This is a genomic window from Flavobacterium soyangense (genome assembly GCF_015277675.1).
Classification (GTDB): Bacteria; Bacteroidota; Bacteroidia; order Flavobacteriales; family Flavobacteriaceae; genus Flavobacterium; species Flavobacterium soyangense.
Window position 1 is genome coordinate 1 of the sequence record NZ_JADHEC010000028.1, and the last position, 15,331, is coordinate 15,331.

The 15,331-nt window shown below is 36.6% G+C and carries 8 protein-coding genes and 1 tRNA gene; all 9 read left to right on the forward strand.

Annotated features, from left to right (window positions below; translation table 11 throughout):
* On the forward strand, positions 1-2,491 hold a 2,491-nt coding region (locus IR213_RS11970), incomplete at its 5' end, for an MBG domain-containing protein (protein ID WP_194312547.1).
* Between the two features lie 124 nt (positions 2,492-2,615).
* A complete protein-coding gene (locus tag IR213_RS11975) occupies positions 2,616-3,392 on the forward strand; it encodes an outer membrane beta-barrel protein (protein ID WP_194312548.1) in 777 nt (258 codons plus the stop codon).
* Positions 3,393-3,544: 152 nt separating this feature from the next.
* Entirely contained in the window at positions 3,545-8,113 is a 4,569-nt protein-coding gene (dnaE, locus tag IR213_RS11980) for a DNA polymerase III subunit alpha (protein WP_194312549.1), read from the forward strand.
* 110 nt (positions 8,114-8,223) lie between these two features.
* The gene (trxA, locus tag IR213_RS11985) at positions 8,224-8,541 is read left to right on the forward strand and encodes a thioredoxin (protein ID WP_143392107.1); all 318 of its coding nucleotides are present in this window, start codon (positions 8,224-8,226) and stop codon (positions 8,539-8,541) included.
* Between the two features lie 103 nt (positions 8,542-8,644).
* Positions 8,645-9,571: a DUF58 domain-containing protein gene (locus IR213_RS11990; protein WP_194312550.1), complete on the forward strand. Its 927-nt coding sequence runs from the start codon at positions 8,645-8,647 to the stop codon at positions 9,569-9,571.
* Positions 9,572-9,657: 86 nt separating this feature from the next.
* Positions 9,658-9,731 (forward strand) — tRNA-Asp (locus IR213_RS11995).
* A gap of 291 nt (positions 9,732-10,022) precedes the next feature.
* On the forward strand, positions 10,023-11,228 hold the full coding sequence (locus IR213_RS12000; protein ID WP_194312551.1) for a site-specific integrase: 1,206 nt from the start codon (positions 10,023-10,025) through the stop codon (positions 11,226-11,228).
* A 388-nt stretch (positions 11,229-11,616) separates the two neighbouring features.
* Positions 11,617-14,097, forward strand: coding sequence for a type I restriction-modification system subunit M (locus tag IR213_RS12005; RefSeq protein WP_194312552.1), 2,481 nt, complete (start codon positions 11,617-11,619; stop codon positions 14,095-14,097).
* Complete coding sequence (locus IR213_RS12010; RefSeq protein ID WP_194312553.1) at positions 14,088-15,314, forward strand: restriction endonuclease subunit S; 1,227 nt, start codon at positions 14,088-14,090, stop codon at positions 15,312-15,314. Before IR213_RS12005 ends, IR213_RS12010 begins: the two co-directional genes overlap by 10 nt.
* Positions 15,315-15,331 lie beyond the last annotated feature (17 nt).

A 15,331-nucleotide genomic window follows, 5' to 3' on the forward strand; every position in this document is an offset into this window, starting at 1 on the left:
ATGGTCACCTTCTGGTGGAACGGCAGCTACAGCTAGTGGTCTAGCTGCAGGAAGTTATACAGTAACAGTGACCGATGCTAACGGATGTACGGCAACTCGTAATTTTACTATTACACAACCATCAGCCATCAGCACGGCAACAGGTTCGCAAACGAATGTATCTTGTAATGGAGGAACAAATGGTTCTGCTTCAGTTTCTCCTTCTGGCGGAACAGCAGGTTATACTTATACATGGTCACCTTCTGGTGGAACGGCTGCTACAGCTAGTGGTCTAGCTGCAGGAAGTTATGCCGTAACAGTGACCGATGCTAATGGATGTACGGCGACACGTAATTTTACTATTACACAGCCATCAGCCATCAGCACGGCAACAGGTTCGCAAACGAATGTGTCTTGTAATGGAGGAACAAATGGTTCTGCTTCAGTTTCTCCTTCTGGCGGAACAGCAGGTTATACTTATACGTGGTCACCTTCTGGTGGAACGGCAGCTACAGCTACCGGTCTAGCTGCAGGAAGTTATACCGTAACAGTGACCGATGCTAACGGATGTACGGCAACTCGTAATTTTACTATTACACAGCCATCGGCATTGAGTTTTACAACTACAACATTGCCTGGGTATGATTATAATTCATCATACAGTCAAAATATTGATGTTACAGGAGGTACAGGAGGAAAATTGTATGCAGTTACTGCTGGTAGTTTGCCTTCAGGTTTTACTATATCATCAAGTGGTGTGATAACAGGGACATCTACTCAGGTGGCTGATAGTAATTTTACAGTGACAGTTACTGATGATAATAGTTGTACTGCTGCATATAATTTCACATTAAAATTAAATCAAATACCAATTACTGTTACAGCAACAGTGTCACAAACTAAAGTGTATGGAGACAATGATCCTGTTTTTACCTATACAGTAACACCTTCTTTGTTGTCTGGAGATTCGTTTACCGGAGCTTTAACAAGGGTTAGTGGGGAAAACATTGGTAATTATGCTATTAATCAAGGTAATCTTTCCGCTGGGAATAAATACTTGATGACTTTTGTTAGTAAGGATTTTTCAATTTCTGCGAAGCCTATTGTAGTAACAGCAGCATCAAAAACCAAAACCTATGGTGAGGTTGATCCTGCATTAACATATACTTTTTCTCCAGTATTAGTAACAGGAGATAGCTTCAGCGGTAGCCTAAGTAGAGCAACTGGTGAAAACGTGGGAGCTTATGCAATTAATCAGGGTACACTTGCTTTAAGTGGTAATTACACTTTAAATTACGCAAGTTCTAGTTTAACTATCGGTAAGAAAACCGTTATGGCAAGTGCAGAAGCAAAGACCAAAACGTATGGTGAGGTTGATCCTGCATTAACATATACTTTTTCTCCAGTATTAGTAACAGGAGATAGCTTCAGCGGTAGCCTAAGTAGAGCAACTGGTGAAAACGTGGGAACTTATGCAATTAATCAGGGTACACTTGCTTTAAGTGGTAATTACACTTTAAATTATACAACTGCCAATTTAACTATTGGTAAGAAAACAGTAACAGTAACCGCCGCATCACAAACAAAAGTTTATGGGGCAACAGATCCAACTTTTACTTATTCAGTGTCACCAAGTTTAGTAAATGGTGATTTGTTTACAGGATCATTAATAAGAGCTGTTGGAAATGGTGTAGGTCTTTATGCGATTAATCAAGGGTCTTTAAGTGCAGGATTAAATTACACAATTACTTATGTAGGTGCTAATTTAAGTATTACTAAAGCCGATCAACGTATTACTTGGGATCAAACTTTGGCATTAGGTTGTGATGGTCAGAATTCAGTGTCGTTAAATGCTACATCTAGTAGTGGCTTAACTGTTAGCTATACATCTTCTAATAGTGGAGTAGTAGCGGTTACAAATGGTTCGTTAATTTCCGAAAATTATGGTTCAGCTACTGTTACTGCTTCACAAGTAGGAAACAATAATTATAATGCCGCTTCAGTAGTGGTATTGCCAGTTGTAAATAGCCAGCCGAATTTAATTAGAAAACAGTTCGAAAATATTATTTTCTTTGATAATAGTTCTTATAGTTTTAAATCATATACTTGGTACAAAAATGGAGTCTTGGTTCCAAGTCAAACTAATCAGTATTTCAAAGAAAGCGGAGCTTTAAATGGAACTTATTATGCTATTGCAACAAAACTAGACGGAACATTGATTACTACTTGTTCGTTAACTTTATCACCAACAGTGGAAGACGAATATATCAAACTTGTTCCTAATCCAGTTAAACCAAATGCGAATTATGAACTAATTACCAATGTATCTACTTCAAGATTGCTGAATGCTCGTGTTGAAGTGTATAGTGCAGGAGGTTCATTAATAGAAAACAAAACTACAAGTCAAAGTGCAGTGACATTAAAAGCACCTACTGTGGAGGGAATTTATATTGTAAAAATGACTTTAGCCAATGGCAAGTATTTTACAAAAAATATTTTAGTTAAAAATTAAATAATCAGGAGTATGAAGTCCTCATTTTATAAGTGAGGACGGATTATTCTAATGAAAAAAAACAAATATGAAATTGAATATTAAAAATACAATCGGAATCTTAGCTTTTTTAATTACCCAAGGGATGGCTGCGCAGATTTATGTAGGTGTACAGTCAGGAATTGGAAATATCAAAAGTGATGTCAATGGAACAACTCAGGGTCATGAACTTGGAGGAGCATTAAAAGTAGGTTATATTTATTCTTTAACCAATCATATCGGAGTTGGTACTGGTGTAGAATTTTCTCAGTATAAACAAGATGTTACTTTGAGAAATTCTTCGGCAACACTTAGTAATTTTGAAGTTGACCCTTCAACTTCTGCTTTTATTTATAGCATTAACACAAGTAATTATAAAGAAAAACAAACCTTGCACGCTATTCAAATCCCACTTTTTCTGCAATATAAAACTAATATTAATAAAGGAATTGATTTTAATTTTAGAGCAGGAGCAAAGTACTTTTTACCTGTTAAATATAAAATAGAAGCAGCGGCAAATAATGTAAATGGGGCAGCTTATTATCCAGACGTTAATTTGACTATTGATAATTTACCAGAATATGGTTTTGGTGGTCAAAGTAATTATTCAGCAACTGGTGAATACCAAACTAAGAGTATCGTAATGAGTATGTTTGAGTTGGGTTTTACATTTGATATGGGAAAGAAAAATGCATTGTATGCAGCAATGTTTCTTGAAAATGGTTACGGTTCTATTCTTGACCAAGATAGAGATGAGTCTTACATAGGATATAACCCAACATCAGTTACAGATAGAGAGGCTAATGGATTGTACAGCACTGATAAAAATGCAAAAATTCGTCCTGTTGCCTTTGGGGTTACATTAGGGTGGGATTTTAAATAGATTTAATTTTTTAAAATAATACAAAAGGTCTTGACTCACAATCAAGACCTTTTTTTTGTTCATAACTTACCTTTATTTTCCTCTAAAAAATAACTAAATTTGAAATTCACATTTTGTGATTCTATAGAATTACAATTCCTTCATTTGCAGTTATGTACTTAATATTCGACACCGAAACCACAGGATTACCAAAGCGTTGGGGCGCACCCATTTCTGACACGGACAACTGGCCAAGATGTATTCAGATCGCTTGGCAACTCCACGATGATATGGGAAAACTCATCGAACATCAGGATTATTTGGTGAAACCTGAGGGATTTAATATTCCGTATGATGCCGAGAGAATTCACGGTATTTCGACTGAATTGGCCGAAGCCGAAGGAATTTCTTTGGCGGAAGTTTTAGAGAAATTCAATATTGCCTTATCGAAAACCAAATTTATTGTGGGTCAAAATCTAGGTTTTGACATCAATATCATGAGTTGCGAATTTTATAGATTGGGAGTCGAAAGTCCAATGGGTTCCATGCCAATTCTTGATACCTGTACCGAAGTTACAGCCTCTTTATTGAAATTGCCTGGAGGTCGTGGAGGTAAATTTAAATTGCCTACGCTAACCGAATTGCACTCTTATCTTTTCAACAAACCCTTCTCGGAGGCGCACAATGCCACTGCCGATGTTGAGGCAACTACGCGTTGCTTTTTCGAATTAATTCGTACTAAAGTTTTTACCAAACAGGAACTAGAAGTTGAGCAAGAATATTTTGAGGATTTTCAATTAAAAAATCCACGAGAAATTCAACTTATTGGATTGCAGCATATCAATTTAAAAGAAGCTTCCGATAAAATTCGCCAACAATTTGGAGCCAATCAAGCCGCACCAATTTCGAAACAGGAACTTTCGGATAACAAACAGATATTAATAGATACAGATTTTGTGCATTTGCATAATCATACGCAGTTCTCGGTTTTGCAATCCACGATTAGCGTTGCGGCTTTGGTGAAGGCGGCTTCGCAGCAAAAAATGCCGGCTGTGGCAATGACCGATCACGCCAACTTGATGGGTGCTTTTCACTTTGTTCGCGATATTTTATACCATAATAAAGCTGCCGAAACCAAAAATAAAGAAGCAATAGAAAAAGGCGAAGAACCAACCGAAGTTTTGATTAAACCCATCGTTGGTTGCGAATTTTTTGTATGTGAAGATCACAAAAACAAGTCTGTAAAAGACAATGGTTACCAAATCGTGCTTTTGGCGAAAACCAAAAAAGGCTATCATAATTTGGCCAAAATGTCTTCCATTGGTTATACCGAAGGATTTTATTATGTGCCAAGAATTGACCGGAAAGTCATTCAAAAATATAAGGAAGATATTATTGTTTTGTCGGGAAATCTCTATGGGGAAATTCCAAGCAAAATCTTGAATTTGGGAGAAAACCAGGCTGAAGAAGCTTTGCTTTGGTGGAAGCAGGAATTTGGACAGGATTTTTATATCGAGGTGATGCGCCACAATCAAGAGGATGAAAACCGGGTAAATGAAGGGTTAATTTCATTGGCCAGAAAGCACGATGTCAAAATTGTGGCGACCAACAATACTTTTTACATCGATAAGGGCAATGCGAATGCGCACGACATTTTGTTGTGCGTAAAAGAGGGAGAAAAGCAATCTACGCCAATAGGGCGCGGGCGTGGCTATCGTTATGGCCTGCCCAATCAGGAATATTATTTCAAGTCGGGTGAGGAAATGAAACAACTTTTCAACAATTTGCCAGAAGCGATTTCGAATATTTCCGAAATTGTTGACAAAATAAAAATTTACAATTTGGCTCGTGAAGTTTTGCTTCCAAAATTTGAAATCCCGGTTGAATTTAATGTTCCAGAAGACGCTGTTGACGGCGGCGTTCGAGGCGAAAATGCCTATTTGAAACATCTTACTTTTGAAGGAGCCAGACGAAGATACAAGGATATTACACCCGAAATTCAGGAACGATTGGATTTCGAATTATTGACAATCGAAAATTCAGGTTATCCCGGGTATTTCTTGATTGTCCAGGATTTCATTGCCGAAGCCCGAAACATGGGGGTTTCTGTTGGCCCTGGTCGGGGTTCTGCGGCAGGTTCGGTGGTGGCGTATTGTTTAAAAATTACCAATATTGACCCGCTTTTGTACAATTTGCTTTTCGAGAGATTCTTAAATCCGGATCGGGTTTCACTTCCCGATATTGATATTGATTTTGATGATGAAGGTCGAAGTAGCGTAATGGATTATGTGATTCGTAAATACGGCAAAAAACAAGTGGCTCAGATTATCACTTACGGTAAAATGGCAACTAAATCGGCGATTCGTGATACGGCTCGTGTGCTTGATTTGCCTTTATTTGAAGCGGATAGAATTGCCAAATTAATTCCGGGGATGATGCCGTCTAAATGGAATTTAGCCCGATTTCTAAACGAAAAAGAAGATTTAATAAAAAAGGCAGTTCGTCCCGAAGAATTCGAAAAAATAAAAGAATTAATTGGTTTGGCCAATGAAGGTGATCTGGGTGGAGAAACCATTCAGCAAGCCAAAGTTTTGGAAGGAAACCTCAGAAATACGGGGATTCACGCTTGTGGTGTGATTATTACGCCAAGCGATATTACTGATTTTGTTCCCGTGGCTACCGCCAAAGATTCGGATTTGTATGTAACCCAATTCGACAACTCTGTCGTGGAAAGTGCCGGTTTGCTGAAGATGGACTTCTTGGGTTTGAAAACCCTAACTTTGATTAAAGATACCGTTAAATTAGTGAAATACAGGAGTAATATAGACCTGAACCCGGACGAATTCCCTATTGATGATGTAAAGACGTACGAACTTTTTCAGCGGGGTGAAACGGTGGGGATTTTCCAGTATGAAAGTGCCGGAATGCAAAAATACATGAAGGAACTGAAGCCTACGGTTTTTCCTGATTTGATTGCAATGAATGCGCTTTATCGTCCAGGTCCAATTGCTTATATTCCGAGTTTCATTAAACGAAAAAATGGAGAAGAGCCTATCGAATACGATTTGGATGATTGCGAAGAATTGTTGAAAGACACCTACGGAATTACCGTTTACCAAGAACAGGTAATGCTTTTGTCACAAAAACTAGCGGATTTTTCCAAGGGTGATGCTGACGTTTTGCGTAAAGCGATGGGAAAAAAGATGATTGATGTTTTGGCAAAAATGGAACCGAAATTTATCTCCCAAGCTATGGCAAAAGGGCACGCCAAAGACAAATTAGAGAAAATTTGGAATGACTGGAAGGCCTTTGCGGAATATGCTTTTAACAAATCGCATTCGACTTGTTATGCTTGGATTGCGTACCAAACGGCTTACTTAAAAGCGAATTATCCAGCCGAATATATGGCGGCAGTTTTGTCCAATAATATGAGCGACATCAAGCAAGTTTCTTTTTTTATGGAGGAATGCAAACGTATGGGATTGCAGGTTTTGGGTCCAGATGTGAATGAGTCGTTTTATAAATTTACAGTAAATGATCAATATGCAGTTCGTTTCGGGATGGGAGCCGTAAAAGGCGTTGGTTCTGGAGCCGTGGCAACAATTGTCGAAAACCGGAAAACCGGTAAATACAGATCGATTTTTGATTTAACCAAACGAATTGATTTGCGTTCTGCCAATAAAAAAGCATTGGAAAATCTAGCTTTGGCGGGTGGTTTTGATTCTTTCATTGGAACAATCCGAGCACAATATTTTCACGTTGATACGGACGGAATTACCTTCTACGAAAAAGCCATTCGATATGGTGCCAAATTTCAGGAAAATGAAAATTCATCGCAGGTGAGTTTATTTGGCGAAAGCAGCGATGTTCAAATTGCCGAACCCATTGTGCCGCCTTGTGAAGATTGGAGCACGATGGAAAAACTCGCCAAAGAAAAGGAAGTTGTTGGGATTTATATTTCAGGACATCCGCTGGATGATTTCAAGTTTGAGATGAAATATTTCTGTAATTCTAAATTAGAATCGCTGAAAGATTTGAATCAGCATTTGAATAAAAACTTGACTTTCGGAGGGATTATTACCAACGTTCAACATCGAATTGCTAAGAACGGTAAGGGCTGGGCGCTGTTTCAACTTGAAGGTTATGATGAAAGTTATGAGTTCAAGATTTTTGGAGAAGAGTATATGAAAAACCGACATTATCTTATTCCGAATAGTTTTACTTACATAAAAATATTAGTTAAAGAAGGTTGGACGGATAGAGAAACCGGTAAAAAAGGAGATCCAAGATTGCAATTTTCAGAATTTAAAATGTTGCAGGATGTATTCGAAAATTTTGCCAAAAAGCTAAGTATTTTATTGGATGTAAAAGATTTGAATGCTGATTTTATCACGAAATTGAACGCTGTCTTCCAAGCAAATAAAGGCGATAACACGGTTACTTTTGATGTTCTTGAATTAGAAACAATCCGAAAACAAATAGATTTAGTTCCAGAAATAATAAAAGTGGAAGAAAAAATAGAGTCCCCATTATTTGATGATGGAATATCTGATGAAGCCGCCATTTTTACTGAAGAAATATCTGAGGATGATGTAGTTCCATTTGTTGAAACCATTTCTGAGATTGAGGAAACAAAAGTAGTTACGCGAATATCAATGCCAAGCCGGAAATTAAAAATCAAAATTTCGAATGAATTGTTGACGGAACTAGAGAAGATGCAGATTAATTTTAAGCTGAATTGATAAGTTATACCAATTTATAAATAGTTAAATGTAATACAAGTTACACTTCGTAACTCAAATGTTTCTTTATCTTTGCATTACAAAAATAAATAAATTTAAAAAATAAGAATATGGCATTAGCAATAACAGATGCTACTTTTGAAGAAGTAGTTTTAAAATCAACAAAGCCAGTAATGGTGGATTTTTGGGCAGCTTGGTGTGGACCGTGTAGAATGGTTGGACCGATTATTGACCAACTTGGAGAAGAATATGAAGGAAAAGTTGTAGTTGGAAAAGTAGATGTTGACGCAAACCAAGAATTTGCTGCAAAATACGGAGTGAGAAATATTCCAACAGTTTTGGTTTTTCACAACGGAGAAGTGGTAGGAAAACAAGTAGGAGTTGCTCCGAAACAAACCTACGCTGATAGTTTAGACGCCTTGTTGTAATCAATTGATTATGATTTATACTGAAAGGTTTGGCGAAAGTCAAACCTTTTTATTTATAATCTATTAATTTTTTAATCATTCAATCTTTTAATACATTTGAAAGATGAAGATTGAATCACAAATAGAGAAAATTTCAAGTTTTCAGCACCTTGAATTGTTAGCCAATCAAATTGTGGAAGGCTTTATCTCCGGAATGCACAAAAGTCCTTTTCACGGTTTTTCGGCTGAATTTGCTGAGCATAAGGTTTATAATGTTGGCGAAAGTACAAAACATATCGATTGGAAATTGTTTGCCAAAACTGATAGATTATACACCAAACGCTTTGAGGAAGATACCAATTTGCGTTGCCACATTATCATTGATAATTCTTCGTCGATGCATTATCCAAAATTGGAAAACAAAGAAAAATTTTTCCAAAATAAAATAGGATTTTCCGTTTTGGCTTCAGCCGTTTTAATGAATATTTTAAAGAAACAGCGTGATGCCGTGGGTTTAAGCGTGTTTTCGGACTCGTATGAATATTATTCTCCTGAAAAAGGAAGTGACCGCCATCATAGAATGATTTTGAATACTCTCGAAAATCTATTGGAAAAACCTAAAGTTCAAAAAGGCACGGATACAATTACCTTTCTCCATCAAATAGCCGAAAAAATTCACCGTCGTTCGATGATTATTTTGTTTACAGATATGTTTCAGTCAGGCAATGAAGAAGCCTTATTTACTGCTTTGCAACATTTAAAACACAACAAGCACAAAGTGGTTTTATTTCACGTTATAGACAACAAAACGGAGCTTAATTTCGACTTTGATAATGCTCCAAGGAAGTTCATTGACTTGGAAACTGGCGATGAGGTAAACATTTTTGCTGATAATGTAAAGAGTGAATATGAAAAGGGAGTGAATAGTTACTTCAAAAAGTTGGCTTTGACCTGTTCCCAAAACAAAATTAAGTACGTGCCAGTCGGTGTTACTGATAGTTTTGAAAAAGTATTGACGACATATTTAGTTGAAAAACAAAACTTTGGGTAAAACATATAAAAATTATGAAATCTTTTTCGCAGAAACACTTGTAGAAACAAAATTCTATAGTATATTTGCAACCGCAATAAAGCAGAGGTTTGGTAGTTCAGTTGGTTAGAATACATGCCTGTCACGCATGGGGTCGCGGGTTCGAGTCCCGTCCAGACCGCTAAATTGGGGAGAAGCGATTCAGAAATGAATCGCTTTTTTGCCCAATAAAAGCATCTAAAATAGTTGTGTTGTTATCGTCACGCCCTTGTAAAGCGTGACACGGTTTAGTAGTTAGACCAATGAAAAGCTTTCCACTTTTGTGGATAGCTTTTTTGATTTAAGGGGGTGTCTAGTCTTCTTGATTCCCTAAATATTTCTTCAAAAAAGGCACGCTTTTAGGTGCCCCATTTTATTTCTCAGGTGCCCCACTTTTTTATATCCAAAACCCACAACCTAAAACTTTAAAGCAATGAACAATTATAAAATTTCAATACTATTTTTGATACAGAAATCAAAAGTAAATAAACAAGGAAAATGCCCTATCAGATGTAGAATTACTTTTAATGAGGGAAGGCAAGAGTTTGCCACAGGGTTGTTAATTAACCCAAATACATGGTTTAGCAAGCTACAACTTACCAAACCACCTAATGAAGAAAATAATTTTGTAAATGCCCAATTGAGCCTGATTAAGAGTAAAATTAATCAGGCTTTTTTGTACCTACAAATGAAGAACGATGTTTTTTCTGTTGATGATATTTACTCACAGTTTAAAGGTGTAAAAACTAAAAAAGAGTTTGGCATCATTGAAGTATATAATATGTATAATGAAAGGATTAAAAAACTCGTTGATATCGAAATCAAATTAGTTACTTACAAGAAATACATTGAGTCGCGCAACCATCTTTTAGGCTTTGTGAAATGGAAGTTTAAATCCAATGATTTTAAGCTAAAAGACCTTAAATTCAACTTTATTACGGATTATGAATACTATCTCAAAACCGAAAAAAACCTTCAACAGAGCACGTTAAATAAGGCAATACAGCGTTTTAGAAAAGTTCTTCAGTATGCAATAAGTCAAGATTATTTAGACAAAGACCCCTTTGGTATTTACAAGCCGTTAAAGGTCAAAAAAGAAGTAATTTACTTGAGTGTATTGGAGCTGTCGAATCTTGAAAAACAGAATTTTTCACAAATTAGATTAAGTAATGTCCAAGATCTTTTTATTTTCTGTTGCTATACTGGATTAGCTTTCAATGAAATGGCTCATCTCGAAAAACAGCACATCCAAATCGGTTTCGATGGTATTAATTGGATCAAGATGAAGCGTGAAAAAACACAACGTCTAATCTCAATTCCGATCCTTCCAAAAGCACAAGAGATTATTGAAAAGTATTCCACGGAAAGTCATCGCATATTTCTACCTATAAGTAATCAGAAATTCAATTCGTATTTAAAAGAGATTGCGGACATTACTGGGATTGAAAAAAAACTAACGCACCACATTGCAAGAAAGACTTTTGCTTCAACTGTTCTCCTATATAATGATGTGCCGATGGAAATCGTCTCAGAACTACTAGGTCATTCTAATATGACAATTACGCAGGAGAGCTATGGGAAAATCGTACAGAAGAAAGTAAGTGAAGCAATAAAAACACTCTCTAAAAAATTAAAGTAATAAACCATTCCTTCTCAAGACAAAGTACAAACCTAAAATGCTCTTCTATTCTTAAGAAGGATTTTTTATATTAATCTACTTCTTTTACGGTTTCCCGTAAACTAATTATAATCAGATGATTTATATTCGCAGGATCAGTTTGTTTCGATATGATGTTTTAAACTAATCGTAGTTATTTTTTTATAAATTAGCTGAGGAATTTTAATAAGGCATCGAGTGGCGAACCTGATGATTAAAACGAATTGAGGCGTCTTTATTAACTAAACATTTTTTTATCCTGAGGTAAAAATAACAACACTAAATTTACCCTATAAAATACCAACAAAGTAATCCTTTCTATAAAGCAGAACATTAATCAATTAGAAAATAAATTCAAGAATAAAATACAATGGCGATTAAAAAATCAGAATTATACAGTTCCCTTTGGGCAAGTTGCGACGAATTAAGAGGGGGAATGGATCCAAGCCAATACAAAGACTACATACTGGTTTTGTTATTTGTAAAATACGTTTCCGATAAATATGCCAACGACCCCGATGCCTTGATTGAAATACCCGAAGGCGGTAGTTTTAAAGATATGCAGGCATTAAAAGGCGCTAAAGACATTGGCGACAAAATCAATATTATCATTGGTGTTTTGGCTGCTGCAAATGACTTGAAAGGCGTGATTGATGTTGCCGATTTTGCTGATGATGATAAATTAGGCAAGGGTAAGGAAATGGTAGATAAACTAACCAACCTTATAACCATCTTTGAAAACCCTTCACTAGACTTTAGTAAAAACCTTGCTGGAGGTGATGATATTTTAGGCGATGCGTTTGAATACTTGATGAAGAATTTTGCGACCGAAAGCGGAAAAAGCAAAGGGCAATTCTACACACCAAGTGAAGTAAGCCGTGTAATGGCTAAAGTCTTAAGCATTCGCGATGCGACAAACAAAACTACTTTCTATGACCCAACCTGTGGTTCAGGTTCTTTGCTTTTAAAAGCCTTGGACGAAGCTGATGGAAAGGGCACAATTTACGGGCAAGAAAAAGATGTGGCTACAGCTGCATTGGCGCGTATGAATATGATTTTGCACGGACAGGAAGCAATTGAAATTCACCGTGGACAAAGCACACTTTCCGACCCGTTTTTTAAAGACAGCAATGGGTATTTAAAAACCTTTGACTTTGTAGTGGCTAATCCACCTTTCTCTTCGAAGAATTGGGCCACTGGATTTAATCCGCAGGATGATCTTTATGGGCGTTTTGAAAAAGACGAAGTTGAAAGTGCCAAAACAGGCAAAGCATCCTACAAAACACCACCCGATAAAAATGGCGATTACGCTTTTCTATTACATATCCTTAAATCTCTAAAAAGCACAGGTAAAGGGGCTTGTATTTTACCTCACGGAGTTTTATTTCGTGGGAATGCCGAAGCCGAAATCCGCAAGAGTTTAATTGAACGTGGTTATATCAAAGGCATCATTGGATTACCTGCTAACTTGTTTTATGGCACGGGAATTCCTGCTTGTATTATTGTAATGGACAAAGAAGGTGCAGCCGACCGCAAACATATTTTTATGGTGGATGCCAGTAAAGGCTTTGCCAAAGACGGAAACAAAAACCGTTTACGGGAACAGGACATACACAAGATTGTGGACATTTTCAACAAGCAAACCGAGTTTCCTAAGTACAGCCGATTAGTAAGCGTAGAAGAAATTAGCGACCCTAAAAACGATTTCAATTTAAACATTCCTCGATACATTGACAGCCAAGAAGTAGAGGACATACAAGACATAGAAGCGCATTTGTTGGGTGATATTCCTAGTGCTGACATAGAAGCATTGAAGGAGTATTGGGAAGTCTATAAAACCTTGAAAGGAGAGTTATTCTCTGCAAGTAAAAGATCCAATTACAGCCAATTAAAAATAAGCAAAGACAACATCAAGCAAACCATTTTTGACCATCCCGAGTTCGTGACTTTTAGTAAAGAAATGGACGCATTGTTTACCGATTGGAAGACAAGAAACACACTCACTTTAAAAGCATTAACTGTTGGTATTAAACCAAAGAAAACCATCTTTAGAATCTCGGAAGATGTTTTAACAGCTTACACAGGCAAAGCTTTGATGGACAAATACGATGTGTACCAGCATTTGATGAATTATTGGAACGATGTAATGCAAGATGATTGCTACTTGATTGCAGCCGAGGGTTGGAAAGCCGAGCTAAGCATAATGAAGCAAACCAAAGCAGCTACCGTTTGGGATTGCGACTTGGCGCCAAAAACATTGGTTATTGACCGTTATTTTCTTGCCGAGAAAAAAGCCATTGAAAAATTGGAAGCAGATAAAGAAGCTATTGCCGCACAACTTACCGAACTGGAAGAAGAGCACAATACCGAGGAAGGCTATTTTGCCGACTTAGACAAAGTAAACAAAGCCAATGTACAAAAGCGATTGAAAGAACTATTGGCAGCCAAACCAAAAGCAAAGAAAAAGGATTTGGCAATGGCAGCCGAACCCGAAGCAACTTATGGCGAACAAGCAGTTTTAGAATTGTATTTAAAACTACTGGACGACCAAACCGAGCTGACCAAAAAAATAAAACTAGCTACAACCGCCTTGGATATTAAAGTAATCAATCGCTACAAAACACTTACCGAAGATGAAATAAAACAACTGGTAGTGGATGATAAATGGATGGCAAGCCTAGAACGAAGCATAAAAACCGAAATGGAACGCATTAGCCAACGCCTTACCCAACGCATAAAAGAACTGGCAGAACGCTACGAAACACCACTACCCAAACAAACTACTGATGTAGCTGATTTAGAAAGCAAAATAACTGCTCACCTTGAAAAAATGGGATTTGTATGGAACTAAGAGCAGGTTATAAAAATACGGAGGTTGGTTTAATTCCAGAGGATTGGGAGGTGCATAGACTTGGAGATATTGCTTTTTTAAAAAGAGGAAAATTTACACCAAGACCTCGAAATAATCCAATTTATTATGGAGGTGAAATTCCATTTGTTCAAACAGGCGATGTAACAAAATCAAATGGTAAAATAATTAATTATACCCAAACTTTAAATGAAGAAGGGTTAGCTGTTAGTGCTTTATTTAAGAAAGGAACTATATTAATGACAATCGCAGCAAATATTGGTTATACAGGAATATTAGAAATTGATATGGCTTGTCCCGATAGTTTAGTTGCAATTGATGGTTTGGGTAAAACTGATAATGTTTTTCTTAATTTTTATTTTTCATTCAGACGTGAGAAATTAGAAGAGCTCGCAACAACTGGTGCTCAAATGAACTTAAATATTGAAAGATTATCACCTTTTAAAATACCCCTTCCACCTACCAAAGCCGAACAAACTGCCATTGCCTCCGCCCTATCCGATGCCGATGCATTGATAAGCAGTTTAGAAAAGCTCATTGCCAAAAAAAGCAACATTAAGGAAGGAGTAATGCAAAAACTATTACAACCAAAAGAAGATTGGGAAGTGAAAAAATTGGGAGATGTTGGAGAATTTAAAAATGGTATAAACAAAGCTGCAGAAGATTTTGGCTATGGTTACCCTTTTGTGAATTTAATGGATGTATTCGGTACTAGTAAAATAAACACCACTCTTCATTTAGGGTTAATAAATGCCAATGATAACGATAGAAAAATGTATGCACTAAAAAAAGGAGATGTACTATTCATTCGTTCTTCTGTTAAACCCGAAGGAGTTGGACTAACTTGTTTGATTGAAACTGATCTCGAAAATACTGTTTATAGTGGTTTTATTATTCGATTTAGAGATAATGGCAACTTAAGTGATGAATTTAAAGAATACTGTTTTAGTACATCTCATTTTAGAAATAGAGTAATTGCTAGTAGTTCTGTTAGTGCCAACACTAATATTAATCAAGACGCTTTGAAAAATTTAGTTTTATCATATCCCAAATCAAAAGTGGAACAAACCCGTATTGCCACTATCCTTTCCGATATGGATAACGAAATAACCGCGTTAGCAACCAAATTGGAGAAATACAGAAAGGTAAAGTTAGGTATGATGCAAAATCTTTTAAAAGGGAAAATACGGTTGGTATGATGTGCAAATATAAATTA

What these genes read in the sequence shown, in the direction of transcription:
- dnaE (WP_194312549.1), top strand. Translation starts at nt 3,545, where the DNA reads ATGTACTTAATATTCGACACCGAAACCACAGGATTACCAAAGCGTTGG.
- IR213_RS12010 (WP_194312553.1), top strand. Translation starts at nt 14,088, where the DNA reads ATGGAACTAAGAGCAGGTTATAAAAATACGGAGGTTGGTTTAATTCCA.
- IR213_RS11975 (WP_194312548.1), top strand. Translation starts at nt 2,616, where the DNA reads ATGGCTGCGCAGATTTATGTAGGTGTACAGTCAGGAATTGGAAATATC.
- IR213_RS11990 (WP_194312550.1), top strand. Translation starts at nt 8,645, where the DNA reads ATGAAGATTGAATCACAAATAGAGAAAATTTCAAGTTTTCAGCACCTT.
- trxA (WP_143392107.1), top strand. Translation starts at nt 8,224, where the DNA reads ATGGCATTAGCAATAACAGATGCTACTTTTGAAGAAGTAGTTTTAAAA.
- IR213_RS12000 (WP_194312551.1), top strand. Translation starts at nt 10,023, where the DNA reads ATGAACAATTATAAAATTTCAATACTATTTTTGATACAGAAATCAAAA.
- IR213_RS12005 (WP_194312552.1), top strand. Translation starts at nt 11,617, where the DNA reads ATGGCGATTAAAAAATCAGAATTATACAGTTCCCTTTGGGCAAGTTGC.